24 protein-coding genes and 1 riboswitch are annotated in these 24,371 nt (G+C 60.5%); of the genes, 10 read left to right on the forward strand and 14 right to left on the reverse strand.

Going from position 1 to position 24,371, the window contains the following annotated elements; translation table 11 throughout:
- Positions 1-247: 247 nt before the first annotated feature.
- The 6 genes from EQW76_RS04495 to EQW76_RS04525 all read right to left on the reverse strand — a co-directional run bounded on the left by EQW76_RS04495 (position 248) and on the right by EQW76_RS04525 (position 7,920).
- Positions 248-964 carry a ParA family protein gene (locus EQW76_RS04495; RefSeq protein WP_142823231.1) on the reverse strand — a complete coding sequence of 239 codons (717 nt, stop codon included), beginning with the start codon at positions 962-964 and terminating at the stop codon, positions 248-250.
- A 220-nt stretch (positions 965-1,184) separates the two neighbouring features.
- The gene (locus EQW76_RS04500; RefSeq protein ID WP_142823232.1) at positions 1,185-2,333 is read right to left on the reverse strand and encodes an iron-containing alcohol dehydrogenase; all 1,149 of its coding nucleotides are present in this window, start codon (positions 2,331-2,333) and stop codon (positions 1,185-1,187) included.
- Entirely contained in the window at positions 2,330-3,715 is a 1,386-nt protein-coding gene (locus EQW76_RS04505; protein WP_142823233.1) for an aldehyde dehydrogenase family protein, read from the reverse strand. Before EQW76_RS04505 ends, EQW76_RS04500 begins: the two co-directional genes overlap by 4 nt.
- A 263-nt stretch (positions 3,716-3,978) precedes the next feature.
- Positions 3,979-5,349: a glutamine synthetase family protein gene (locus EQW76_RS04515; RefSeq protein WP_142823234.1), complete on the reverse strand. Its 1,371-nt coding sequence runs from the start codon at positions 5,347-5,349 to the stop codon at positions 3,979-3,981.
- A gap of 115 nt (positions 5,350-5,464) precedes the next feature.
- Complete coding sequence (locus tag EQW76_RS04520; protein ID WP_142823235.1) at positions 5,465-7,036, reverse strand: amino acid permease; 1,572 nt, start codon at positions 7,034-7,036, stop codon at positions 5,465-5,467.
- A gap of 116 nt (positions 7,037-7,152) precedes the next feature.
- Positions 7,153-7,920, reverse strand: coding sequence for an N-formylglutamate amidohydrolase (locus EQW76_RS04525; RefSeq protein ID WP_142823236.1), 768 nt, complete (start codon positions 7,918-7,920; stop codon positions 7,153-7,155).
- Positions 7,921-8,098: 178 nt separating this feature from the next.
- Here EQW76_RS04525 and EQW76_RS04530 point away from each other — a divergent pair, with 178 nt between their 5' ends.
- The 8 genes from EQW76_RS04530 to EQW76_RS04565 all read left to right on the forward strand — a co-directional run bounded on the left by EQW76_RS04530 (position 8,099) and on the right by EQW76_RS04565 (position 15,807).
- Positions 8,099-8,971: a MurR/RpiR family transcriptional regulator gene (locus tag EQW76_RS04530; protein ID WP_111222809.1), complete on the forward strand. Its 873-nt coding sequence runs from the start codon at positions 8,099-8,101 to the stop codon at positions 8,969-8,971.
- 187 nt (positions 8,972-9,158) lie between these two features.
- Positions 9,159-10,256 (forward strand): ABC transporter substrate-binding protein, encoded by a 1,098-nt coding sequence (locus tag EQW76_RS04535; RefSeq protein ID WP_142823237.1) that lies wholly within the window; start codon positions 9,159-9,161, stop codon positions 10,254-10,256.
- A gap of 75 nt (positions 10,257-10,331) precedes the next feature.
- Positions 10,332-11,249, forward strand: a complete 918-nt coding sequence (locus EQW76_RS04540) for an ABC transporter permease subunit (RefSeq protein ID WP_142823238.1) — start codon at positions 10,332-10,334, stop codon at positions 11,247-11,249.
- Positions 11,246-12,073: an ABC transporter permease subunit gene (locus tag EQW76_RS04545; RefSeq protein WP_111222807.1), complete on the forward strand. Its 828-nt coding sequence runs from the start codon at positions 11,246-11,248 to the stop codon at positions 12,071-12,073. Before EQW76_RS04540 ends, EQW76_RS04545 begins: the two co-directional genes overlap by 4 nt.
- A complete protein-coding gene (locus EQW76_RS04550) occupies positions 12,070-13,131 on the forward strand; it encodes an ABC transporter ATP-binding protein (protein ID WP_142823239.1) in 1,062 nt (353 codons plus the stop codon). Before EQW76_RS04545 ends, EQW76_RS04550 begins: the two co-directional genes overlap by 4 nt.
- 87 nt (positions 13,132-13,218) lie before the next feature.
- Positions 13,219-13,383: riboswitch (FMN riboswitch) on the forward strand.
- 90 nt (positions 13,384-13,473) lie between these two features.
- Positions 13,474-13,953 carry a 6,7-dimethyl-8-ribityllumazine synthase gene (locus EQW76_RS04555; RefSeq protein WP_111222805.1) on the forward strand — a complete coding sequence of 160 codons (480 nt, stop codon included), beginning with the start codon at positions 13,474-13,476 and terminating at the stop codon, positions 13,951-13,953.
- 174 nt (positions 13,954-14,127) lie between these two features.
- Entirely contained in the window at positions 14,128-15,471 is a 1,344-nt protein-coding gene (locus tag EQW76_RS04560) for an MFS transporter (protein WP_142823240.1), read from the forward strand.
- Positions 15,472-15,501: 30 nt separating this feature from the next.
- A complete protein-coding gene (locus tag EQW76_RS04565) occupies positions 15,502-15,807 on the forward strand; it encodes an NIPSNAP family protein (protein ID WP_142823241.1) in 306 nt (101 codons plus the stop codon).
- A gap of 399 nt (positions 15,808-16,206) precedes the next feature.
- On the opposite strand, the gene ugpC is transcribed toward EQW76_RS04565, so the two are convergent.
- The 5 genes from ugpC to EQW76_RS04590 form a co-directional block, all read right to left on the reverse strand.
- Positions 16,207-17,205 (reverse strand): sn-glycerol-3-phosphate ABC transporter ATP-binding protein UgpC, encoded by a 999-nt coding sequence (gene ugpC, locus EQW76_RS04570; RefSeq protein ID WP_142823242.1) that lies wholly within the window; start codon positions 17,203-17,205, stop codon positions 16,207-16,209.
- 11 nt (positions 17,206-17,216) lie between these two features.
- On the reverse strand, positions 17,217-18,281 hold the full coding sequence (locus EQW76_RS04575) for a Gfo/Idh/MocA family oxidoreductase (RefSeq protein WP_142823243.1): 1,065 nt from the start codon (positions 18,279-18,281) through the stop codon (positions 17,217-17,219).
- On the reverse strand, positions 18,278-19,117 hold the full coding sequence (locus tag EQW76_RS04580; protein ID WP_142823244.1) for a carbohydrate ABC transporter permease: 840 nt from the start codon (positions 19,115-19,117) through the stop codon (positions 18,278-18,280). Before EQW76_RS04580 ends, EQW76_RS04575 begins: the two co-directional genes overlap by 4 nt.
- Positions 19,118-19,127: 10 nt before the next feature.
- Entirely contained in the window at positions 19,128-20,081 is a 954-nt protein-coding gene (locus tag EQW76_RS04585; protein ID WP_142823245.1) for a sugar ABC transporter permease, read from the reverse strand.
- Between the two features lie 171 nt (positions 20,082-20,252).
- Entirely contained in the window at positions 20,253-21,512 is a 1,260-nt protein-coding gene (locus EQW76_RS04590) for an ABC transporter substrate-binding protein (protein WP_142823246.1), read from the reverse strand.
- A gap of 470 nt (positions 21,513-21,982) precedes the next feature.
- Between EQW76_RS04590 and EQW76_RS04595 the strand changes: the two genes are divergently transcribed.
- Together EQW76_RS04595 and EQW76_RS04600 are read left to right on the forward strand one after the other, a co-directional pair.
- Entirely contained in the window at positions 21,983-22,867 is an 885-nt protein-coding gene (locus tag EQW76_RS04595) for an N-acetylglucosamine kinase (RefSeq protein ID WP_142823247.1), read from the forward strand.
- Positions 22,864-23,628, forward strand: coding sequence for a GntR family transcriptional regulator (locus EQW76_RS04600; protein WP_142823248.1), 765 nt, complete (start codon positions 22,864-22,866; stop codon positions 23,626-23,628). The genes EQW76_RS04595 and EQW76_RS04600 overlap by 4 nt, the downstream gene beginning before the upstream one ends.
- Before the next feature lie 3 nt (positions 23,629-23,631).
- Here the strand turns inward: EQW76_RS04600 and EQW76_RS29605 are convergent, their stop codons facing one another.
- The 3 genes from EQW76_RS29605 to EQW76_RS04610 form a co-directional block, all read right to left on the reverse strand.
- Positions 23,632-23,772 (reverse strand): hypothetical protein, encoded by a 141-nt coding sequence (locus EQW76_RS29605; RefSeq protein ID WP_224127735.1) that lies wholly within the window; start codon positions 23,770-23,772, stop codon positions 23,632-23,634.
- Positions 23,773-23,848: 76 nt separating this feature from the next.
- Complete coding sequence (locus EQW76_RS29610; RefSeq protein WP_224127738.1) at positions 23,849-24,034, reverse strand: hypothetical protein; 186 nt, start codon at positions 24,032-24,034, stop codon at positions 23,849-23,851.
- A gap of 11 nt (positions 24,035-24,045) precedes the next feature.
- Positions 24,046-24,264, reverse strand: coding sequence for a type II toxin-antitoxin system prevent-host-death family antitoxin (locus EQW76_RS04610; protein WP_142823249.1), 219 nt, complete (start codon positions 24,262-24,264; stop codon positions 24,046-24,048).
- Positions 24,265-24,371 lie beyond the last annotated feature (107 nt).

The following is a 24,371-nucleotide window of genomic DNA, read 5'->3' on the forward strand; positions in this document are numbered from 1 at the left end:
ACAGCAGACTTCAGCCGTTTGTTCGTCCAGAATAATTCCACGGCATCGGCGGCGCTGACCGCTCAACCGTCTGGCAAAGCGAGCCTCCGGATCGAGCCCAGGCAGTTCAGCCTCGATCCAATACAGCTCTGCAAGCCACTTAACGACTGAGCCGTTGCGGGTCGTCTCGACCAGCTCGCGCCAGGCGTGCGCCCTGCAATACGCAAGCCGGATGTCCGGGCCACCGCGCTCTGGGACTGTCTGTTTTTCAGGCCGCGCGGGACATCAGTCTATGGGCTGCGATGCGGGCTGAGGAGGTGAGCCGGACGGGCAATTTCGCCAGCATCTCCTCGGCGAACTCGCTGGCATTGTGACGCGCCTTTTCAAGGTTGCTGACCCTGGCCGGATCGAGCGTCTGCAGCGTGCCGCCGACGTCGAAGATATCGCGGAAGGCCGAGCGTTCGACGATCGGCGTTTCCAGCACCGATACCTGACGCTGGTTGAGCAGCGTCTTGACGGTCTGCAGGGCACGGGTCGTCACCATTGAATTGACGCGAGTGAGCACCACGGAGTGATCGATGTGGATGCTTCCCTTCTGTGCCAGGTATTGCAAAAGTTCCAGCACCTGCGCGCCGCCGCGAGCATCCATGGCGCAGCCCTGGATCGGGATCAGCACGTGGTCCGACAGGCCGATAGCCGTTGCCAGCAGCGGAGTGCGCGTGCCCGGCAGGTCGATGATGAAATAATCGGTCGATGCCTGGTTCTCGCGGATATGCAGCGGCAGCGACGTGGCGGTGACGAAGTCGATAACGGAGATGTTGGCAACCGGCCCGGACATCTCGCTCCAATGCGAAATCCAGTGCTGCGGATCGGCATCGAGAATGGTGACGCGGTAGCCTCTGCGAGCCAGTTCGGTCGAAAGCAGCAGAACCGCAGTGGTTTTACCGGCGCCGCCCTTGGTATTGGCAAATGTGATGACTGGCATGGTATGTCCTAGGCAAAGGGAGCTTCACCATCGCTCCGGCTTGCACCGGGGGGTCATGGTGCGTTTAACCATCCTTTCGAATTATGGTTAACAAAGTACAAACGTCGCCACCCTCATTTCATGCGGACATTCTCATAATCACGTCGGAACAGCGATATAAAGCTGCGAGACCGGGAGCGCTTTCGCCTCCCCCGGCCGTCGTCTGTGTTCGCTGCAACGGCTAGAAGCAATCGCGAAACAGCGTCTTGGTGTTTTCCAGCGTCAGCGGAACAGGATTGCCCCCGGCACTCGGATCTTCGATCGCCATCGCTGCGAGATCGTCGATCCGGTCGCTTGCGATCCCCATTTTGGTGAGGTTATCCGGGACACCGAGATCGGCCCGCAGTTGCAGCACATAGTCGTAAAACCCGTCGAACCCGCCGGGAATTCCAAGATAGGCAGCAGCCCGGGCGATCTTCTCCTCGATCGGCTTCCTGTTGAAGCGCAGCACAGCCGGCATGACGACCGCGTTGGTCATGCCGTGGTGGGTATTGTAGACGGCGCCGATCGGGTGGGAAAGCGCGTGGATGGCGCCAAGCCCTTTCTGGAAGGCGACCGCACCCATGGCGGCAGCCGCCATCATGTTGGCGCGGGCCTCGAGATCGGTGCCCTCCCTGACTGCGCGCGGCAGGAACTCCTTCACCAGCCGCATGCCCTCGAGCGCGATACCGGCCGACATCGGATGATAGAAGGGCGAGGAGTAAGCCTCGAGGCAATGGGCAAAGGCATCCATGCCCGTGCCAACGGTGATGATCTTCGGCATCCCGACCGTCAGTTCCGGGTCGGAAATGACGACGCCGGGCAGGAACTTCGGGTGGAAGATGATCTTTTTGACATGCGTCACCGAATTGGTGATGACGCTGGCCCGGCCAACTTCCGAGCCCGTGCCCGCTGTGGTGGGCACCGCAACGATGGGCGCGATACCGTCGACGTTGGCGCGCGTCCACCAGTCGCCAATATCCTCGAAATCCCAGACCGGGCGCGTCTGCGCCACCATGAAGGCGACGCACTTGCCGAGATCGAGGCCAGAGCCACCACCGAAGGCGACGACACCATCATGGCCACCATCCTTGAAGGCCTTGACGCCGGCTTCCAGGTTTTTCTCGTTCGGGTTCGGGTCGACTTCGGCAAACATCGCCCGCCCGAGGCCCGCTTCTTCCAGAATGTCGAGAGCCGTCTTGGTGATCGCCATAGTCGCGAGACCACGGTCGGTAATGAACAGCGGCTTCTTCATTCCGAGGCTCTTGCAGGCCTCGGCCAGCTCCGAAATACGGCCACGGCCGAGCTTCAGGGAGGTCGGATAGCTCCAGTTGGCAGTAATCGCGCTCATGCTGTCACCTTCTTCAGATGGTAGGATTTGGGACGTGTCAGATTGTGGAAGCCAAGTACGGACAGCGAGCCGCCACGACCCGTTTGCTTGACGCCGGTCCAGCAAAGCGCAGGATCGAGATAGTCGGCGCGGTTCATGAACACGGTGCCGGTCTCGATCTCGCGGCCAAGCCGGGCTGCCCGATCCGAATCCTGCGTCCAGAGCGACACCGTCAGCCCGTACTGGCTGTCGTTCATCAGTTCGAGCGCTTCGGCGTCGCTTTTCACCTTCATGATACCGACCGCCGGACCGAAGGTTTCCTCGCGCATGAACGCCATGGAGTGATCGACATCGACGAGGATCTGCGGCGCGAGATAGGCACCTCCGTCATCGGCCGGAAACAGTTTCGGGTCGACCAGCGCCTTCGCACCCTTGCCGACGGCATCTGCAATCTGTTCGCGGACAACCTTGGCAAACCGCTTGTGCGCCATCGGCCCGAGCGTCGTTTCCGGGTCGAGCGGGTTGCCAAGCTTGTAGTTCGATACCCAGGCAACGGATTTTTCGACGAAGGCATCATAGAGGGTTTCGTTGACGTAGATGCGCTCGATCCCGCAGCAGCACTGGCCGGAATTGAAGGTGGCCCCGTCCATCAGCGTGTCGACAGCCGCGTCCAGATCGGCGTCCTCCATCACGTAGCCCGGATCCTTGCCGCCAAGCTCCAGGCCAAGCCCGGTGAAGGTGCCGGCCGCAGCCCGCTCGACGGCGCGACCGCCTGCGACCGAACCGGTGAAATTGATGAAATTGAAGCTGCCTTCGGAGATCAACGCGTCGGCGATATCGTGCTCGAGAAAGACATTCTGGAACACATCGGCAGGCACGCCAGCCTCGACAAAGGCCTGCACCATGCGCTCGCCGACCAACAGCGTCTGGGCCGCATGCTTCAGGATGATGACATTGCCGGCCATCAGTGCCGGGGCAATCGTGTTGATCGCCGTCATGTAGGGGTAGTTCCAGGGCGCGATGACGAAGACCACGCCGTGCGCCTCGCGCTCGATGCGGCGTTCGAAGGTTACACTGTCCTCGACCACCAGCGGCGCAAGCGCGTCGGCTGCAATCGCCGCGACATAGTTCGAGCGTTCGTTGAAGCCGCGGAACTCGCCGCCATACTTGATCGGCCGTCCCATCTGCCAGGCCAGTTCCGGCACCACGTCATCGACCATCTCGTTCAGCCGCGCCACGCCCTTCATCACCAGTTGCACGCGGTCTTCAAGCGGCCGCCGCGCCCAGTCCTTCTGCGCCTTGCGGGCGCGGGCGACAGCCTCCCTCGCCTCCTCCAGCGACAGGCCGGGTCGCTCGGCATAGACCTCGCCGTTAACCGGCGAAATGCATTGAATCATGCTCATTCTCTCTGCTCCAAAAGGCTCAACAAGCCAATGTCTTGACGTGACCGGCGGCACCATAGGCTAGGATCGCACGGTCGCGGGTGATGATTGTCAGGTCGTGTTCGCGGGCGGTCGTCTGGCATGGCCAAGTGCCGCAAGGGCAAGTGGCAACAGCGATTCATTCCGAGCGCCGTCGATGTGTCCCATGACGGCCTTCAAAGATCGAGGGCAAGCCTAGCATAGTGCCTCTAAGGCAACAACAACCCACAACCATTGCGATTATCTCACGCCCGCTCGAACCCCCTCGCCACCTCCCAGTCCGTGACGCGCCGGTCAAAATCCTCCTGCTCCCATTCACCTGCGCGGGTATAGTGGTCGATGACATCGTCGCCGAGGGCTGCGCGCAACATCTTCGATTGCGTCATGGCAACCGTGGCCTCCCGCAAGGTCCGGGGGACTTCGCGCACGTCGCGGGCTGCGTAGGCGTCGCCGACAAACGCCGGCTCCAGCGCCATCTTTTTCTCGATCCCGTCAATGCCTGCCGCAAGTAGGGCCGCGAAGGCGAGGTAGGGATTGAGGTCCGAGCCTCCGACGCGGCATTCGATGCGGATGGCCTTGCTGTCGGCGCCGCAAAGACGATAGCCGGCCGTCCGGTTATCTGTGCTCCAGACGGCTTTGGTCGGCGCAAAAGTGCCCGCCACGAAGCGCTTGTAGGAGTTGATGTAGGGCGCCAGGAAATAGGTGATCTCGCCGGCATGGGCGAGTTGGCCGGCAATGTAATGCTGCATCAGGGACGACATGCCGTGCTCGGCCTTTTCGTCGAAGAACAATGGCGTCTTGCCATCGGCGCTCCACAGCGACTGGTGGACGTGCGACGAACTGCCGGCAGATGCGGCGCTCCATTTTGCAAGGAAGGTGATGGACTTGCCCTGGGACCAGGCGATCTCCTTGCAGCCGTTCTTGATGATGACGTGGCGGTCCGCCATGGTCAGCGCGTCGGCATAACGGACATTGATCTCTTCCTGCCCGGCCGATGCTTCTCCCTTGGAATTTTCGACCGGGATGCCGGCGCCCTGCAGGCCCTTGCGGATAGCGCGCATGACGCCTTCTTCCTTGGTCGTCTGGAAGATGTGGTAGTCTTCGTTATAGGCGCTGGCGAGCGGCAGGTTGCGATATCCGGATGCCTGCGCCTGCTCGTAGCTCTGGTCGAACAGAAAGAATTCCAGCTCGGTCGCCATGAAGGCCTTCATGCCCATCGCTTCGAGCCGTGCCACCTGCTTCTTAAGAATAGCGCGTGGCGAATGCGGCACGTCGGCATGGGTGTGGTGGTCGAGAACGTCGCAAAGCACCAGCGCCGTGCCCTCCAGCCACGGAATGCGGCGAAGGGTCGAAAGATCCGGCTTCATGGTGTAGTCGCCATAGCCCTTTTCCCAGCTTGTCGACGCATAGCCGGAGACGGTTTCCATCTCCATGTCGGTCGCCAGCAGGTAATTGCAGCTGTGCGTTTCCTTCCAGGCACTCTCGAGAAAAAACTCGGCCTGGAACCGCTTGCCCATCAGCCTGCCCTGCATATCCACCTGGCATGCGAGAACCGTGTCGATGCGCCCTTCGGCCACATCCTTCTTCAAATCGTCAAACGTATAGATGCTGCTCATAAAATCCGCCCTGACCCTTTAAATTCTGCGATCTCGTCGGTCTTGCGCCCGACGCCCCTGCCGACCGCCCTGTCGAGGAGCCGCCCGAAGGCGACCCCTCATGGCTCTATATCGCTCAGATTTCCCCGACTGCCTTCTCGGCAGCAGCAATGCTTGCCGCGCGACGGGCGACTTCCTCGCCGATCGGTGGCCCCTTGAAGCGCCGGTTCTCGAAGACCAGCCAGACGAGGGCCGTCAGCACGAGAAAGCCGACGGTGATGTAGAGTGCCCAGTCGTTCGGCGGCTGTACACCGATAACGAACATCACCACCATCGAGATCAGCGCCAGCACCGCCACGACGCGGAACAAGGTCGGACCGATGCTCCATGGACCCATTTTCGGCCATTTCGGCGTGCCGTAGGCGAGAAGGCCGAGGCCGATCGGAACGGCGAAAGAGAGAAACAGGAAGATGACAGTGCAAGACACGACGATGGCATAGGCCGAGGATTCGCCGATGGTGATCACCGAGGTGAGCCATACAAACAGCACCGACAGGATCGATCCCGTCCAGATCGCCGCAACCGGCGTGCGGAACTTGGGGCTAACCTTGGCAAGCGTGCTGGAGCCCGGAAGGCCCTTGTCACGCGAGAACGCATAGATCATCCGCGACACGGATGTCACTGTCGCCAGACCGCAGAGGAACTGCGATACGAAGATGGCGATGTAGAGGAGGATCTTGACCGTCGGGTTGACCTGGCTGTCCATCGCCCAGAAAAACACGTTCCAGCCCTGCTTGGCAGCATCTTCCATGTTGGGCAGCACCAGAACGAAGGCGCACAGCATGATGTAGCCTATGACCGAGGCCCAGACTGCGGCAGAGACCATGCCCTTCGGCACCGAGACGGATGCCTTCACGGTTTCTTCCGACGTATGGGCCGAGGCGTCGTAGCCGGTGATGGTGTAGATCGGCAGCAGCAGACCGAGCGCAAAGACCCAGGCACCCGAAACGGCCGGCCAGACCGGCGGCCCGCTCTGTGTTCCGTCCGCAGCCATCGTCGCCAATCCGGAATAATTGGTGAAGGTGAACAACCGCGAGAACTCGTAGGATGGTGCGCAGATCAGGCACACCACTGTCAGCGCCAGAGCCGCGCCGAGGATGAGGTAGCCGGACATGTCCGTGAGCTTGGCGGTGAGCCCGATACCCATGTGGTTGACCAGCGCCATGATGGCGGTGATCACGGCGACGAAGGTGATACGAACCACCACCGTATCCTCCATGCCGAAATAGGTGCCAAACGCACCGAAGAAGAAGTAATAAGTGCCGACATTGATGGCACCCAGAACGGTGATCAGGCCGAGCAGGTTCAGCCAGGCGGACAGCCAGCCTGTGAAGCGGTTGCCGAGGATGGAGCCCCAGTGATAGAGGCCACCGGCTGTCGGATAGGCCGACGATATCTGTGCCAGAGCCAGCGCAAAGAAGATCGACATCAGGCAACCGACCGGCCAGCCGATGCCGATGGCGATGCCGCCTGCGCCGGACGTCGCCTGCGCCAGCGAATTGATACCCCCCGACATGATGCAGATAATGGAAAATGAAATCGCGAAATTCGAGAACGAACTCATCCGTCGCTCGAGCTCCTGGGCGTAGCCCATGGAGTGCAGGATGCCGACATCCTGCTTCTTATCCAATTCGGTATAATCCGACATGTGAAACGTCCCCTTCAACCGAAAGTCCGCGGAATTGCGGACCGTCCCCATTTATGGCGTGGCAAATATGTTGCCCCGCCTGCCGCAGTTTGACTGTTCCCCGGGGTCTTTATTGTTCAGGCGTCCAGGCTACGCTGGATCAGCCCTGTCAGATAATCGGCCATGACCCCTTGGCCGACATCATCCACGATCAGGTCGTTGCGGACCTCGATCATGACATTCTTCAAATGGTTCGATACGCCGTGTAGTTGCAACGTGTGGGTAACCCCGTGTTGCGGCCCGTAGGGCTGGTTTCGCTCCGTTCGATAGAGCGGCGCTTCGCCTGCCAGCGCCAGCATGCGGTTCGCCAGCCGGTCATCCGTATCGTGCAGGATGCCGAGTTCGACCTCGCGGTACCGGCCGTCATAAATCGGCGTGAAACTATGAATTGTGACAATGACGCTGGCCATCCCCAGCGCCGTCCGGCGCAAGAGTAAATCGCGGATACGTTGATGAAACGGCACATACAGTGCTTCGGTCCGCGCCCTGCGCTCCTCGCTATCCAGCTGGCGATTGCCCGGAATATCATAGATTTCGCTCACCTCCGGCATGGCTGCGGGAGACTCCGGCGGACGGTTGCAATCGTAAATCAGCCGCGAAAAGCGCTGGTAGACCAAAGACGCATCGAGATTGCGTGACAGTCCCCTCGCAACCGCCAAAGCACCCGGATCCCAAGCGATGTGGCTGTTCCGCGCTTCTTCGGACAGGCCGAGATCGCCAAACCGCTCCGGCAACCGGGAGGATGCGTGCTCGCAGATCACCACGACCGGGCTGCGACCATCTGGTCGCTCGACGGCAACACATTCCCCTTCTTGTTCGCTCAGCACAGCCTGATGCATCAGCATCCCGGCCCTCCACCCAAAGTTTAACAAAACCTTCACAGAAAAGAATTCTTCAGCTTATGGCGAGTGTCAACCGTAAACTGAAATTATCTCTTCAATTTAGACATTGACTCAATATGTGACAGCGTTGTTTAAAGTGTCATGGAGACAGGCAAAGACCGTCCCTGGGGGCTAAAACAGAGTGATCAACGCATCGAAAACCGTGGCTGACGTTATCCATGCCCATTTCGATGGGCTGACGCGGGCCGAGAAGCAACTGGCGGAAAGCCTGCTGGACAATTACCCTGTCTCGGGCTTGGGAAGCATCACCACGGTTGCAGAAAATGCACGCGTCTCGACGCCGACTGTTGCACGCATGGTGCAGAAACTCGGTTTCAAGGGCTATCCGGAATTCCAGTCCCATCTGCACCAGGAGGTCGAGGCAACGATCTCCAATCCGCTGACAAAACGTGGGCGCTGGGCAAGCAATGCGCCCGGCACGCATATTCTCAATCGCTTCGCCGATGCCATCAGCGCCAACCTGCGCCAGACGCTCACCGATCTCGATACCGCCACCTTCGACAGCGTTGTCTCCCTGCTTTGCGAGAGCCGCCGTGAGCTTTATTTCGTCGGTGGACGCATCACCGGCGCACTGGCAGAATACTTTTTCACGCACATGCAGGTGATCCGCGCCAACACGACGCTGCTATCCGCCAATTCGAGTTCATGGCCGCAATATGTGCTCAACATGAACCCCGGCGACCTGCTCATCATCTTCGACATCAGGCGCTATGAGCTTGAAATGGTGAGCCTGGCGGCCGCCGCCCGCCGACGAGGCGCCGAGATTATCGTCTTCACGGACCAGTGGGCCTCGCCCGCCTCCAAACACGCAAAACATACCTTCCGCGTCCAGATCGAGGCGCCGTCCGCCTGGGATTCCTCTGTGGTGACACTGTTCATCGTCGAGGCTCTCATCGAGGCTGTCCAGAACTCGACCTGGGACGAGACGAGCGAGCGCATGAAGACACTGGAAGGCCTGTTCGAACAGACCAAGCTCTTTCGTAAAATCGGCTAGAGGAGAAGAAAAAAGGTCGGCAACACGACCACGCCGAAAACCGCTGATGCTATCGATATTCGAGCGCAGGGAGACGCGCCGACATCCCGGCAATTTCCCGCTAATCGGGTGCAAAACAACCGTCACACAAGCTTCACGCAATGTCATTAACAGCTTCGCCAGACACTGAAGATCAAGGAGAACAACAGTGACCAGATCTATTCATCGCCTACTTTCGCTCTCGACCGCAATCGTCATGGCGTCCACCGCCATAGCCTCTGCCGCGCCGAGCGACGACCTCATTGCAGCCGCCAAAAAAGAAGGCTCGCTGACCACGATCGCCCTGCCGCACGACTGGTGCGGCTACGGCGACGTCATCGCAGGCTTCAAGGCCAAGTACGGCCTGACCGTCAACGAACTGAACCCGAACGCAGGTTCCGGCGACGAAATCGAAGCCATCAAGGCCAACAAGGGCAACAAGGGCCCACAGGCCCCTGATGTCATCGACGTAGGCCTGTCCTTTGGTCCATCCGCCAAGAAGGACGGCCTGCTGCAGCCTTACAAGGTTTCCACATGGGACTCGATCCCTGACAGCGCCAAGGATTCCGAAGGCTACTGGTACGGCGATTACTACGGCGTTCTGGCCATCGGCGTGAACAAGGACGTCGTCAAGGAAAGCCCGAAGAGCTTTGCCGATCTGACGGACTCCAAATATGCCAACGCAGTTGCCATGCCTGGCGACCCGCGCACCGGCAACAGCTCGATGATGACCGTTTACGCGGCCGGCACGGCCAAGGGCGGCAAGGGCGGCGCTGAAACAGCCAAGCTCGGCACTGCATTCATGAAGGACCTCAAGGCCAGCGGTAACCTGGTACCGGTCAACGGCAACGCCCAGAACATGGCGCAGGGCACCACGCCGGTCCTGTTCGACTGGGACTACAATGTCCTTGCCATGCGCGACAAGCTCGCCGGCAACCCGCCGATGGATGTCATCGTACCATCTGACGCCGTCATCGCCGGTGTCTACGTTCAGGCGATCTCCGCATTTGCGCCTCACCCGAACGCTGCCAAGCTCTGGATGGAATACCTTTATTCGGACGAAGGTCAGGTCGGCTGGCTGAAGGGCTATTGCCACCCGATCCGCTTCACCGACATGGCGACCCGCAAGGTCATCCCGCAGGCACTGCTCGACAAGATGCCAGCAGCTGAAGGCTATGCAAAGGCCATCTTCCCGACCCTCGAGGAACAGTCCGCAGCCAAGGCTGTCGTTGCTTCCGATTGGTCCAAGGAAATGGGCGCCAAGTAATTGGATCGATAATCTCGCGCGGATGCCGGCACCAGCCGGCATCCGTTTTCATTACTTGCTTCAAGGGTGTTGTGCATGAGTGTCGCGAATAACGCCTCCAGGTCACCGCCGGGATCGCCTGCGAAGGCGCCGACCGCCCGCCGGACTGGAGCCATCAACTGGGACTGGCTTGGCGTTGCGCCGTTCTTCCTGTTCGCTCTCTTCTTTCTGATCGCACCCGTTCTCTACCTGGTCACCGGCGCATTCGAGAATTCGGCCGGCGGATTTACATTCGACAATTTCATTGCGCTGACCTCCCCGACCATTCTTTCCGCGTATTCCCTCTCGCTGCGCCTCAGCCTCGTCGCCGCTGCGCTCGGTGCGGTTGCCGGCTTGCTTCTCGGATATGCCGTGGTGCTCGGCGGGCTGCCCCCCTGGGTACGCACCGCGTTCATGACGTTTTCCGGGGTGGCCTCCAATTTTGCGGGCATTCCGCTCGCCTTCGCCTTTATCGCGACGCTCGGCCGCCTTGGTCTGGTAACCGTGTTTCTGCGGAACGTCTTCGGTTTCAACCTCTATGGATCGGGCTTCAGTCTCTTCTCGTTCGCGGGCCTAGCGATCACCTATCTTTACTTCCAGCTGCCGCTGATGCTGCTGATTATCACACCTGCGCTCGATGGCCTTAAGTCGGAATGGCGGGAGGCTGCGGAAATTCTCGGAGCAGACCGCAGGCAATACTGGCAGATGATCGCGCTACCCGTGTTGATGCCGTCCATTCTGGGCTGCTTCCTGCTGCTGTTCGCCAATGCCTTCGGCACCCTCGTCACTGTCTACGCCCTCACCGGATCGAGCTTCGGGGTCGTTCCGATCGTCCTCTACCAGCAGATCCAGGGCAACGTGCTCTACAATCCCAACCTCGGCTACGCGCTGGCGGTCGGCATGGTTGTCATCATGGGGATCAGCAACACGCTGTATCTCGTGCTTCGCAACAAAGCCGAGAGGTGGCGCCAGTGACCAAGCGTTTCCCCATCGTCTCGACGTTCATCGTGATCGTTGCAGCATCCTATTTCCTGATACCGCTCTATGCGACCTTCCAGTTCTCGCTGCAGATGCTACGCGGACAATGGAGCTTTGCAGCCTACCGGTCGGTATTTTCGAGCGAGAAATTCCTGGCGACCCTCGGCTTCTCGGCCACCGCATCCCTGCTTGCCATCATAGCCGGCGCCCTCATCGTCGTTCCGACCGCCTACTGGGTACGCCTGAAACTGCCGAAAATCCGCCCGATGATCGAGTTCATCTCGCTGATGCCGTTGATCATTCCGCCTGTGGTTCTGGTGTTCGGATATATCCGGCTGTTCGGCTCCAATTCGTTCCTGCCCCTGACGATGTCGGAAACGGGAACGAACGTGCTGCTGGTCATCGGCTATGTCGTGCTGTCCCTGCCCTACATGTTCCGGGCCGTCGACAACGGCATGGCGGCCATCGACATTAAGACGCTGACGGAAGCCGCCGAAAGTCTCGGCGCATCCCGCTTGCGCACTGTCGCCCAGGTGATTTTCCCGAATATCCGGTCCGCCATCCTGTCCGGGGCCTTCCTGACATTTTCCATCTCGCTCGGCGAGTTCGTGCTCGCCAGCCTGCTGAACAGGCCGGCCTTCGGTCCGTACCTTGTGCAGACCGGGCAGGATCGCGCCTATGAACCAGCAGCACTCGCCATCATGTCTTTCGGGATCATCTGGTTCTGCATGGTGCTGATGCAGTTGTTTGCCACGAAAAGACCGGGACAGCGCTGGTTGCCGCGCCTGTCACAAAAAACTGCAAGGAGTGTAGAGCCATGAGCTTCCTCAGGATCGATTCGGTCAGCAAGAGTTTCGGCCCGAACACCGTTGTCAAAGATTTCAACATGGGCATCGAAAAGGGTGAGTTCGTCTCGTTCCTCGGCCCGTCCGGCTGCGGCAAGACGACGGTTCTGCGGATGATCGCCGGCTTCGAGACGCCGACTTCGGGCTCGATCCTGATCGGCGGCAAGGAACAGCGGGACCTGAAGCCGAACAAGCGCAACATCGGCATGGTCTTCCAGGCCTACGCCCTGTTCCCCAACATGTCGGTTTTCGACAATGTCGCCTTCGGCCTGAAAGTCGCCGGCGCGCCAAAAGCGGAAATCGAAAGCCGCGTCAAGGAAATGCTGTCGCTGATCAGGCTCGATCATCTGGCCGACCGCTTCCCCTACCAGATGTCCGGCGGCCAGCAGCAGCGCGTGGCGCTTGCCCGCGCGCTTGCCGTCAAGCCGCAGGTGCTGCTGCTCGACGAACCGCTGTCGGCGCTGGACGCCAAGATCCGCGTGTCGCTGCGCGAGGAAATCCGCCTCATCCAGCAGAAACTCGGCATCACCACCGTCTTCGTCACCCACGACCAGGAAGAGGCTCTCTCGATCTCCGACCGCATCGTCGTCATGAACGCCGGCCGCGCTGACCAGATCGGTACGCCCTTCGAGATCTACAATCACCCGGCAACGCGCTTCGTCGCCTCCTTCGTCGGGACGCTGAACCTGATCGAGGCGAAGGTCGTCGATCCCGCCACCAACCGTATCTCGATCGGCGACCAGGGCGTGACGCTGAAACAGTCGGTTACCGCCTTCAAGGCAGGCGACACGGTGTCGCTGGCGTTGCGGCCGGAGGCGGGATCGCTGTCCGAAGGTGCCAAGGGCGATACCTCGCTCACCGGCGATGTCACCTCGGCACATTTTCTGGGCTCGGTCATCCGCACCCGCATGAATGTCTGCGGCAACACGATTTCCTTCGACATGTTCAACGCTCCCGGCAAGATGCCGCCGGCCGTCGGCGAACGCGTCACCCTGCGCTTTGCCGCGGAAGACCTGCTGGTCATCAACGACTGATCTCCCTGTCAAGATACAGTGTTCACAAACGCCGGGTATTTCCCGGCGTTTTTGCTTTGATTTCTGTGTTGCAGCGCGGCATATTGACTATGTTCTCAGGGCGGGGTGCAATTCCCCACCGGCGGTATCAGGATCTGCGCGAATGCAGCGAATGGAGCCCGCGAGCGCCTTTCGCCGAAGAAAGCGGAAGGGTCAGCAGATCCGGTGCGATGCCGGAGCCGACGGTCATAGTCCGGATGGAAGAGAGCAGGCCTGATCGACGACCTTTCCGCGCGAAAGGTCTCGGGATCGGGCGTGTTCGCCCAAGGGATATTTGAAACCCTTGAAAGGCAAAACAGAACCATGACCATCTCCACACTACCGCAAAAAGGCAAGATCGCCCTCGTCCGCGCCCGCTGGCACGCCGAAATCGTCGATCAATGCATAGACAGCTTCATCGCCGAATGGAGCAAATACGACGATCGCGGCGCGGCCGCCGTCGAGGTCTTCGATGTGCCGGGCGCGCTCGAAATCCCGTTGCACGTCCAGACACTGGCCCGCACAGGCCGCTACTCCGCCGTGGTCGCCGCCGCCTTCGTCGTCGATGGTGGCATCTACCGCCACGATTTCGTGGCAGGCAGCGTGCTCGACGCGCTGATGCGGGTGCAGCTCGATACGGGCGTCCCCGTTCTCTCCGTCGTCCTGACGCCGCATCACTTCCAGGATACCGAGGCGCATCTCGGCTTCTTCAAGGAACACTTCGTGGTCAAGGGCCGGGAGGCAGCCAGCGCCTGCCAGCACATCCTCAGCGAACGCGCCCGCTTGATGACCTTTGCGGCCTGATGACAACAGGCGGCGTGCACTTCGCGCCGCCACGTCTGCCGGGATCATCGATCCGGATACAGCCTATCCCGGGGCTCGATGGCCGTGACACCAAATACCGCTTGAAATGCCCGCCGCGATCCCGCATGCAACCTGTGGAGTTGAGGCCCGAACATTTCAGCAGAGTGCATTGCCATGTCCCCCATGATGACGCCAGCAGCGGCGCCCCGCCGCCTGACCGCCCAGGATTTTCGAACGCTGGGCCTCGCAGCCCTCGGCGGTGCGCTGGAATTCTACGATTTCATCATCTTCGTCTTTTTCGCCACCGTCATCGGCAAGCTGTTCTTCCCGCCCGACCTGCCCGACTGGCTGGTGCTGATCCAGACATTCGGCATCTTCGCAGCCGGCTATCTGGTACGCCCCATTGGCGGCATCGTGCTCGCCCATTTCGGCGATCTATACGGTCGCAAGCGAGTGTTCGCCTTCTCGCTGCTGCTGATGGCGCTGTCGACGCTCGGCATGGCCGCCATGCCCACCTATGCATCCATCGGCATTGCCGCTCCCATCCTACTCGTCTGCCTGCGTATCCTGCAGGGGGCTGCCATCGGCGGCGAAGTGCCGGGCGCCTGGACTTTCGTCGCCGAGCACGTTCCCTTCCGTCGCGTCGGCTTTGCCTGCGGCTTCCTCTGCTCCGGCCTGACGCTGGGCATCCTGCTCGGCTCGTTCATCGCCGCTATCATCAACACGGTCTTTACTCCTGATGAAGTCGCCTCATATGCCTGGCGCATCCCCTTCCTGATCGGTGGCATCTTCGGCCTGATCGCCGTCTACCTGCGCCGCTGGCTGCACGAAACGCCAATCTTTGCCGATATGAAGAAAAGCCGGGCGCTGGTATCGGAACTGCCGCTGAAAGCGGTGCTGCGCGACTATCCGAGGGGCATTGTCATCTCGATGCTGCTGACCTGGATCCTGTCGGCCGGCATCATCGTCACCACGCTGATGACCGCCACCTTCCTGCAGAAGCTCTACCACTACACCGCCCAGCAATCGCTGGCCGCCACCAGCTTCGGCACGCTCTTCCTGATCGTCGGCACGGCAGCCGCCGGCGCCATTGTCGACCGTATCGGCTCCGGTAAATTCTTCACCGTCGCCAGCCTGTTCTTCGGCGCCGCCACCTTCGTCTTCTACAGCTACGCCGCCACCTCCCTGACAGTCATGTTCATCCTCTACGCGGTGATGGGACTGTCTGTCGGCCTCGTCGGCGCCGTTCCCTATGTCATGGTCCGCGCCTTCCCGGCCCGCGTCCGCTTCACCGGCCTGTCCTTCTCCTACAATGTCGCCTACGCGATCTTCGGCGGCCTCACGCCCATCGCGGTCAGCACGCTGCTGGCCATCAATCCGATGGCGCATGCCTATTACCTCCTCTTCATCGCCGCCCTCGCCTTCTGCCTCGGGCTCTACCTGATGGCCAAGGGCGATGAGATCGAAGCGCAAGCCGGCATCGAGGAACTGACGACGCGGCTGGCAGCAGGTTCCTAGACACCTTCAACGACCGTCCGGAGACAGCCAATGATCACCTGCCACCTCCGCTACATCATCGACGCCTACAAGATTGCGGAATTCGAGGACTATGCACGGCGGTGGATCCCCATCGTCAACCGCATGGGCGGCACCCATCACGGCTACTTCCTGCCCTCCGAAGGCGCCAGCAACGTCGCCGTGGCACTCTTCTCCTTCCCGAGCTTCACAGCCTACGAAGCCTACCGCAACAGCATGGCCGCAGACGCAGAATGCCAGGCGACGCTCGAACTTGAGGCGAAAAACCGCAGTATCATCAGCTACGAACGCAGCTTCATGCGGCCGGTGTTGGGGTAGCGACTGCGGGGCTGGCGATGAAGCTGATGCCGATAGCCACGAACTCCGGTCACCTAGCCAGGCTCGCGCCTTGCGAGGGTATGGAAGTGGGAACAAGTACCACCCTACTTCCCGCATTCGGGTGCTCGTCACAGGAATCCTGTACGCCAAGTCCTTAGACGCAATAGACTTTTTTACAAAACTGCGGAGAGTCCTCTCACCGCGCAGACGCGCGGTGGCTGGATTCCTGTGACGAGCACAGGAAAGAGGGAAACCGTGTGGCCTGAAAATGAAATTCATCGCCTAACGGGCTGCACGTTCATCCTTGCCGAAACGATGCATCTGCCCCCGGTTCCGCGTCGCGCACGGTATCGCGTCGGAGGGCGTAACAGCGAGGGAAACTGGTGTAATATCCGCCCCCTACCGCATCGCCTTGTCGTCCTCGCCGAACCGGTGCATGTGGGCCGGGTCTGGTGTGGCAAAAACCGTCTCGTCCGGCGCATAGGGATGCTCGCCGAAGAGGCGGACCGTCAGCAGGCCGGTCTGGTCGGTTTCGAGGTAGAGGATAGTGTCGGCGCCGAGGTGCTCGACGTGGACGACCTTGGCAGGCCAGGTGCCGCTCTCGCGCGACAGGGTGATGTGCTCGGGCCGGACGCCGATGGTTTTTGCGCTTTCGCCGAGCTTGGCGCCCGGGATCATGTTCATCTGGGGCGAGCCGATGAAGCTGCCGACGAAGACGTTGGCGGGGCGATTGTAGAGCTCCATCGGGGTGCCGACCTGCTCGATGGTTCCGGCATTCAGCACGACGATGCGGTCGGCAAGCGTCATGGCCTCGACCTGGTCGTGGGTAACATAGATCATCGTCGCCTTCAGGCTGCGGTGAAGACGGGCGATCTCGAGCCGCGTCTGGACGCGCAGCGCCGCATCGAGATTGGACAGCGGCTCGTCAAACAGGAAAAGCGCCGGTTCGCGGACGATGGCACGGCCGATGGCAACGCGCTGGCGCTGGCCGCCGGAGAGTTCCGCCGGACGACGGGCCAGATAGGGCTCGAGGGAGAGCATGCCGGATGCCTTGGCAACCCGCTCCTCTATCGCGGCCTTCGGGGTGCCCGCCTGTTTCAGCCCAAGGCCCATATTGTCCTTTACCGTCAGGTGCGGGTAAAGCGCGTAGGATTGAAACACCATGGCGATGCCACGCTTGGCCGGCGGGGTCGTGGTGACGTCGACTCCGTTGATGATCACCGTTCCATCAGTCACGTCCTCGAGGCCGGCGATGCTGCGCAGCAAGGTCGACTTGCCGCAGCCGGACGGGCCGACGAAGATGACGAATTCGCCGTCCTTGACCTCGAGGTCGATGCCCTTCAGCACCTCATGGGTGCCATAGGCCTTTCGGATGGATTTCAGTTGAAGCGATCCCAAAGCTTTTATCCTTACAAAGTGACGGTCTTGCCGGTCCGGACGCTCTCGTCCGCGGCAAGGCAGATGCGCAGCGACTGCACGGCATCGTGCATGTGCCGCGTCAGGTCGATATCCTCGATGATGGCTTTCAGCACATAGGCCTGCTCGAAATCGCAGAGTTCCTGATGCCCGGGCTCACCATCCATATGCAGGTCGCGATCAGGCAGGATGAACCGGCCATCCGGGCCGGTTTCGGCATTGTGCAGCCGGATGACCGATGTCTTGGTGTGCGTGTCGATATCGTCGGACTTGGCGTTCGGGTCCATGACGATCGAAACGGCGCCATTCGGCGACATCACGTCCTTCACGAAGAACGCCGTCTCCGAAATCATCGGCCCCCAGCCGGCCTCATACCAGCCGACCGAGCCGTCCTCGAACTTCACCTGAAGGTGGCCGTAGTTGTACATATCCGGCGCGATCTCATTGGACAGGCGCAGGCCCATGCCGCGCACTTCGACAGCCCTCGCATCGGTGATCTGGCACATGACATCGACATAGTGCACGCCGCAGTCGACGATCGGCGAAGTCGTCTGCATCAGAGCCTTGTGGGTTTCCCAGGTCGGGCCGCTCGATTGCTGGTTGAGGTTCATGCGAAAGACATAGGGACCGCCAAGATTGCGGGCCTCGGCAATCAGCCGCATCCAAGACGGATGATGGCGGAGGATATAGCCGATGACGAGCTTCTTGCCCGCCGCCTTTGCGGCTGCAACCACGCGCTCGGCATCGGCAACCGTCGTTGCCAGCGGCTTTTCAATGAAGACGTCGCAGCCGGCCTCGAACGCCATGACCGCATAGTCGGCATGGCTGTCGGAATAGGTACAGATCGAGCAGAGATCGGGCTTCAGTTCTGTCAGCGCGGTCTGGAAGTCGGCGTGAATCGTATAGCCGTGCAACGCTTCGTCCAGCACTGGCTTGGAGCGATTGACGAGGCCGACGATCTCGAAGCCTGCGTTATTGTGATAGGCGAGCGCATGGCTTCGGCCCATGTTGCCAAGCCCGGCGACAAGCACGCGGATGGGTTTTTCGGATAGGCTCATTTGACCGCTCCCGCAGTGATGCCGCGGATCAGCTGCCGCGAGAAGATGACGTAGAGGACCAGGATCGGAAGAATGGCCAGCGATAGCGCCGCCAGAACTGCATTCCAGTTGGTGACGAACTGGCCAATGAAGATCTGGCTGCCGAGGGTGACAGTCTTGGTCGCTTCGCTCGGCGCAAGGATCAGCGGGAACCACAGGTCGTTCCAGATCGGTATCATCGTGAACACGGCCACGGTCGCCATGGCCGGACGGATCAGCGGCAATACCAGCCGGATGAAAATCGCATACTCGTTCAGACCATCGATGCGGCCGGCGTTCTTAAGGTCATCAGAGACTGTCCGCATGAACTCGGACAGGATGAAGATCGCCAGCGGCAGACCTTGCGCCGTATAGACGAGGATCAGTGCCGTCAGCGTGTTGACCAGACCGGCGGCGACCATCCCCTGCAGGATGGCGACAGTGCCGAGCCGGATGGGGATCATGATGCCGATCGCCATGTAGAGCCCGACGACCATATTGCCGCGAAAGCGATATTCCGAGAGCGCAAACGCCGCCATCGCGCCGAACAAAAGTACCAGCACGATCGAGACGATGGTGACGACAAAGCTGTTCTGGAAATACATGGCGAAATTGCCCTGCCCCAGGACCGTCTGGTAGCCGATCAGGCTAAAGGTGGTCGGCGTCGGCACCATCATCGGCGCGCGAAAGATCGCGCCGCGATCCTTGAACGAATTGATGACGGTCAGGAAGACCGGAAACAAGGCGATCAGCGTGTAGCTGATCAGGGCCAGATGGACGAGACCGGTGCGGATGGTGGATGAGCGTGCCTTGGACATCGGTGCCGCCTCAGAACTGGTAGCGGCGGATGCGCCGCTGAACGATGAACAGGTAGAACGAGACGCCGGCAAGGATGATCAGGAACATGACGGTTGCGATCGTTGCGCCCATGGAGCGGTCGCCAAGCTGCAGCTGGAAGCCGAAGAAGGTGCGATAGAGCAGCGTGCCCAGAATATCGGTCGAGCCATCAGGCCCGGCGAGCGCACCCTGCACTGTATAAACCAGGTCGAAGGCGTTGAAATTGCCAACGAAAGTGAGAATCGAGATGATCCCGATAGCCGGCAACACCAGCGGCAGCTTGATCTTCCAGAACTGGCTCCAGCCGGTAATGCCGTCGCATTCCGCAGCTTCGATCACTTCTTCTGGGATGTTGAGCAGCGCCGCATAGATCAGCATCATCGGGATGCCGACATATTGCCAGACGGAGATCAGGGCGACCGCGATCAGCGCCGAACCCGGTTTGCCGAGCCACGGGCTGAACAATGCCTTGAGGCCAACGAGGTCCATCATCCACGGCGTGACGCCCCAGAGCGGCGACAGGATCAGCTTCCAGATGAAGCCGACAATGACGAAGGACAGCAGCGTCGGCAGGAAGATTGCCGTGCGGTAGAAGGTGACGAAGCGAAGCTTCGGCAACGACAGCATGGCGGCCAGCGCCACGCCGATCGGGTTCTGCACGCACATGTGGATGACGAAGAAGATGAAGTTGTTGCGAAGCGCATTCCAGAAATCATGCGCCCACCTGATATCGCCGAACAGCACCTTGAAGTTGGCAAGGCCGACGAAGGTAAGCTGCCCGTCGACCAGATTGTAAAAGGATTGCCGCAGGGTCTCGACCAGCGGCAGGATCATCACCACCGTGTAGACCAGGAACGCCGGAAAAAGGAAAACGAGAATATGCCAGCGCCGCTGGCGCTTGATCGAAACCGGCTGCAGGGCCGCTGAAGTGGTGATGTCGCTCATGGCTTTGCCTGTTTTCTTGGGGCTTGCGCGGGCACAGCATGATCACGGTACCTCCCCCTTGAGGGGGGAGGTCGCAGCGAGGCTGCGGGTGGGGGTGACGCCACACGCGCAAGGATCACCCCACCCCGGCCCGTCGGGCCGACCCTCCCCCTCAAGGGGAGGGTAAACTTCTTACTTGGCAGGCTTGAACCAGCTGTCGAGGCCGGTCTGTAGCTTCTTGGCAGCAACTTCCGGCGTATCCGTGCCGTTGATGACGTTGGCCGATTCCACCCAGGTTTCGTTCTCGAGGTTAGGCGTGCCACGCGACAGGATCTGGTAGGTCGAGCGAACCGTCGACTTGTACGGACCGCGCCAGGAGACGAATTCCTGCGCCAGCGGATCGCTCATCTTCACCGGTGTCGAGTTCAGGCTGAAGAATCCCGGCAGCGAGTTGGCGTAGATGTCGGCGAATTCCGACGAGGCAACCCAGGACAGGAACTTCTTGGCTTCTTCCGGATGCGCCGATTTGGCATTCAGGCCAACGCCGATATCCGGATGATCCGAGATGTAGCCCGTGTCGCCGGCCTTCGGAACCGGTGGCGGGAAAGCGCCCATCTTGAACTGGGCTTGGGCTGTGAACAGCGCGATTTCCCAAGAGCCGGCCGGATAGATAGCGGCGCGGCCGAGAGTGAAGAGGTTCTGGCTGTCGGCATAGGTCTGGGCTTCGAAACCGTCGCCGAGGTATGGCTTCCACTTGGCCAGCTGCTTGAAAGGCTCGACCCAGTCGGCGTCGGTCAGCTTCTGCTTGCCTTCCATCAGCGCAACTCGGCCTTCTTCGCCCTTCCAGTAGTTGGGACCGATGTTCTGGTAGCCCATCGTTGCGGCTTCCCAGAGGTCCTTCGTGCCCATGGCCATCGGGATATAGGTACCGTCAGCCTTAATCTTGTCGAGCGCGGCGTAGAACTCGTCGGTGGTCTTCGGAACGGAGATACCGAGCTTCGCGAAGGCATCCTTGTTGTAGATGAAGCCATGGATGACAGACGCCATCGGTACGCAGAAGGTCGACTTGCCGTCATCCGTCGACCAGGCAGCCTTGCCGACCGGCGAGAAATTGCTCATGCCCGGCAGCGTCGTCAGGTCGGCAAGGTGCTTCTTGTTGAACAGGTCCAGAGAAGCGTCGAACGGACGGCAGGTGATGATGTCGCCCGCAGAACCGGCATCGAGCTTGGCATTCAGCGAGGCGTTGTATTCGGTCGGTGCTGTCGGCGAGAAAGTGATCTTGATGCCCGGGTTCTTGGCTTCGAAAGCCGGGATGATCTTTGTCTGCCAGATCGACAGGTCGTCATTGCGCCAGCTCTCGACGTTCAAAGTGACGTCGGCCGCATGAACGAACCCGGCCGAGCTCAAAAGGCTGGATGCGAGCAGCAAGCCCTTCAGAATTTTCTGTGTCATTTTTTTCCCTCTCCTGTTCCTGGCGTCTCAAGACGCCGTTTTCGATCTGAAACGAGCACCGGCCGGCTCAAGCCAGCGGCGACCCATATCCCCGCATGAAACCGCAGCAGGAATACATATCAATCAGGAAAACGCTGCAACGTCACGCCGCACGGATCGAAATCGATCCGCCCTTTGCCGTGACATCTGCTGACGAATATTGTCGTCCGCCTGGCGCTCCGGCTATTTTTGTTTGCCGCTTCCGCCGATGTCCGTCGATGCTGTTCCCTTGGTCGGAATTAAGTCCAAAAAAATACCAATTGTCCAGTTGAATTTAACCTTTTCGTCGCAAAAAATCCTGGAAACGAAAAATTCACAACAAAAACAATCGAATAAAAACAAACGGCGCAGATCATCTTCGCACTTGGTAAATGGTATTTTTTTGGTATGGTAGTGAAAAACGCGGGAACGGACGGCATCCGGGGGCTCACATGACGAAGTATGCAATCGGCATAGACGGCGGCGGAACGAGTTGCCGTGCCGCCGTAGCAGATGCGACCGGCAGAATTCTCGGGCGCGGCAAGGCTGGCCCTGCCAACATCATGTCGGACCGCGTGATGGCCCTTGAGAACATCGTTGCCTCCAGCCGCAGCGCCCTTGAGAACGCCGGGATTGATCCATCCTGCCTCGTAAGCAGCACCGCCGTGCTTGGCGTTGCCGGCGCCAATGTCGGCCCTCACGGTAGCCTCATCCGCGAAGCACTGCCATTTGCCAAGGCCGAGGTCGTCACCGACCAGCTGATCGCCCTGCAGGGAGCACTCGGACCCTCGGACGGCGTTGTCGCTTCCTTCGGCACCGGTTCCGTCTACGGCGCAAGACGTCACGGCAAGGTAACCGAGATCGGCGGATGGGGGTTTGTCGTCGGAGACCAGGCCAGCGGCGCCAGGCTTGGCCGCGACCTCCTCGAACTGGCACTGCTTGCCCACGACGGCGTCTGCGCCGCAACGCCGCTGACGCGCATCGTCATGGCCGCATTCCGCAACAATCCGCAGGACGTCGTGGAATTCGCGCATAGTGCCACGCCGGGGGATTTTGCCCGGTATGCGCCTCAGGTTTTCGAGCACGCTGCTGCTGGCGACGCCATCGCAACCCGGATCGTCCGCAAGGCGGCGTCTGACATCGACAACAGCCTCGATGCCCTGCTCTGGCCAGATTGCAACACTGTCTGCCTGCTCGGTGGCCTCGCTCTCGCCTATCGCGCGTGGCTGAGCACTGCGCATCAGGCGCTGCTTGTCGATCCACTCGGTGACGCGCTGCAGGGAGCCGTGTCGTTTGCGGTCGCCCTTGCCGGGCAAGACGAAAGGCGCAGCGCATGACCGGCGACCTGACCCTGATCTTCTCTCCCGCCCGCATGCAGGAAGCAGGCACGGGGCCGCTCTACGTCAAGCTGCGCAGAACGCTGGAGGAGGCCCTCAAGGCTGGTACGTTGAAGCAGGGCGACGCTCTGCCGCCGGAGCGCGACATTGCCGAATATGCCGCCGTCAGTCGGGTCACCGTGCGCAAGGCCATCGACAACCTGGTGACCGACGGGCTGCTGGTGCGGCGCCATGGTTCCGGTACCTTCGTCAGCAAGCCGGTCTCCAAGGTCGAGCAGAAGCTGTCGCAGCTGACCTCGTTCACCGAGGATATGGCCCGGCGCGGCATGACGGCGCGATCGCAATGGCTGCACAAGGGCATCCACACGCCCTCGCCCGACGAGATGATGATCCTAGGCCTTGCCGCCGACACCAAGGTTTCCCGCCTGAGCCGCCTGCGCATCGCCGACGACCAGCCGCTGGCGATCGAACACGCCAGCGTCTCCGGCGAATTCCTGCCCGACCCGTCGACCGTTACCGCCTCGCTTTACGCCGAACTTGAGAAGCGTCAGGTGCGGCCGGTGCGCGCCGTGCAGCGCATATCTGCGACAAACATGAAGGAGACGGATGCGGAATTGCTCGGAGTATCGGCTGGAGCAGCCGGCCTGTCGATCGAGCGCATCTCCTATCTCGCCTCCGGCCGCGCAGTCGAATTCACCCGCTCGCTCTATCGCGGCGACGCCTACGATTTCGTCGCGGAACTGACCATCGGGCCGGGTTGATGTTTACCAGATGCGAGCGATCCAGTCTCCGAGATCGTCGAGAGCATCGAAAACAACGTCTGCCGAGATGATCGCGATGCGACTGTCCATGGCCGTTGCTGCAAGCAACCGGTCGAAGGGGTCGCGGTGGCCCCAGTTCATCATCGAAGCATTGACGCATATTGCAGGAGTAATATCAGCGATTTCACCGCCCTGCTGCTAGAGAAGCGCCGGAAGTTCCTCAAACAAACGGCTCCATCTCCGGCCATTTGCCGATACGGACCTTTTGGCAGATTTCAAACAGGCTGCTCGGGCTGACGAAAATATGCTCGGCCTTCTCCATCACTGCGACCGCTCTCGGTGAGAGCCGCTTGTCGCCCGTCAGCGACCATGCCCAAACATGGGTGTCGAGCAGGAATGAACTCACTGCGCGCCTTCTCAGAGCGCCAGTTCTTCCTCATCCATGTCGGTGAGAAAATCCGGAGCATCGCCTGTCAACTTGCCTTTGAGGATGCCTATCTTGAACGACCGCCGCTCGATGGGCACAAGCTTCACAACCGGCTTGCTGCCCTTGGCGATGACAACCTCTTCCCCGGAAAGCGCAGCATCAATGAGCTTGGACAGATTGGTCTTTGCGGCGTGGACGGTGACTTGCATCTTCTGGCCCTTAGCTAAGTTAGCCAAAATAACATCGGGGCAAACGCATCACCATCCATTTTCAATCGAGCGCTATGTGCTGCCTGATCAAACACTTACGGCCGAAA

It is taken from the genome of Rhizobium sp. rho-13.1 (assembly GCF_007000305.1).
Classification (GTDB): Bacteria; Pseudomonadota; Alphaproteobacteria; order Rhizobiales; family Rhizobiaceae; genus Rhizobium; species Rhizobium rhododendri.

Excerpts from the sequence above, each read along its gene's own strand:
- EQW76_RS04575 (WP_142823243.1), bottom strand. The coding sequence starts at position 18,281 with ATGAGCCTATCCGAAAAACCCATCCGCGTGCTTGTCGCCGGGCTTGGC.
- EQW76_RS04540 (WP_142823238.1), top strand. The coding sequence starts at position 10,332 with ATGAGTGTCGCGAATAACGCCTCCAGGTCACCGCCGGGATCGCCTGCG.
- EQW76_RS04515 (WP_142823234.1), bottom strand. The coding sequence starts at position 5,349 with ATGAGCAGCATCTATACGTTTGACGATTTGAAGAAGGATGTGGCCGAA.
- EQW76_RS04555 (WP_111222805.1), top strand. The coding sequence starts at position 13,474 with ATGACCATCTCCACACTACCGCAAAAAGGCAAGATCGCCCTCGTCCGC.
- EQW76_RS04610 (WP_142823249.1), bottom strand. The coding sequence starts at position 24,264 with ATGCAAGTCACCGTCCACGCCGCAAAGACCAATCTGTCCAAGCTCATT.
- EQW76_RS04585 (WP_142823245.1), bottom strand. The coding sequence starts at position 20,081 with ATGAGCGACATCACCACTTCAGCGGCCCTGCAGCCGGTTTCGATCAAG.
- EQW76_RS04580 (WP_142823244.1), bottom strand. The coding sequence starts at position 19,117 with ATGTCCAAGGCACGCTCATCCACCATCCGCACCGGTCTCGTCCATCTG.
- EQW76_RS04600 (WP_142823248.1), top strand. The coding sequence starts at position 22,864 with ATGACCGGCGACCTGACCCTGATCTTCTCTCCCGCCCGCATGCAGGAA.
- EQW76_RS04590 (WP_142823246.1), bottom strand. The coding sequence starts at position 21,512 with ATGACACAGAAAATTCTGAAGGGCTTGCTGCTCGCATCCAGCCTTTTG.
- EQW76_RS04520 (WP_142823235.1), bottom strand. The coding sequence starts at position 7,036 with ATGTCGGATTATACCGAATTGGATAAGAAGCAGGATGTCGGCATCCTG.
- EQW76_RS04550 (WP_142823239.1), top strand. The coding sequence starts at position 12,070 with ATGAGCTTCCTCAGGATCGATTCGGTCAGCAAGAGTTTCGGCCCGAAC.
- EQW76_RS04495 (WP_142823231.1), bottom strand. The coding sequence starts at position 964 with ATGCCAGTCATCACATTTGCCAATACCAAGGGCGGCGCCGGTAAAACC.
- EQW76_RS04505 (WP_142823233.1), bottom strand. The coding sequence starts at position 3,715 with ATGAGCATGATTCAATGCATTTCGCCGGTTAACGGCGAGGTCTATGCC.
- EQW76_RS04500 (WP_142823232.1), bottom strand. The coding sequence starts at position 2,333 with ATGAGCGCGATTACTGCCAACTGGAGCTATCCGACCTCCCTGAAGCTC.
- EQW76_RS04595 (WP_142823247.1), top strand. The coding sequence starts at position 21,983 with ATGACGAAGTATGCAATCGGCATAGACGGCGGCGGAACGAGTTGCCGT.
- EQW76_RS29605 (WP_224127735.1), bottom strand. The coding sequence starts at position 23,772 with ATGATGAACTGGGGCCACCGCGACCCCTTCGACCGGTTGCTTGCAGCA.
- EQW76_RS04565 (WP_142823241.1), top strand. The coding sequence starts at position 15,502 with ATGATCACCTGCCACCTCCGCTACATCATCGACGCCTACAAGATTGCG.
- EQW76_RS04525 (WP_142823236.1), bottom strand. The coding sequence starts at position 7,920 with ATGCTGATGCATCAGGCTGTGCTGAGCGAACAAGAAGGGGAATGTGTT.
- EQW76_RS04560 (WP_142823240.1), top strand. The coding sequence starts at position 14,128 with ATGTCCCCCATGATGACGCCAGCAGCGGCGCCCCGCCGCCTGACCGCC.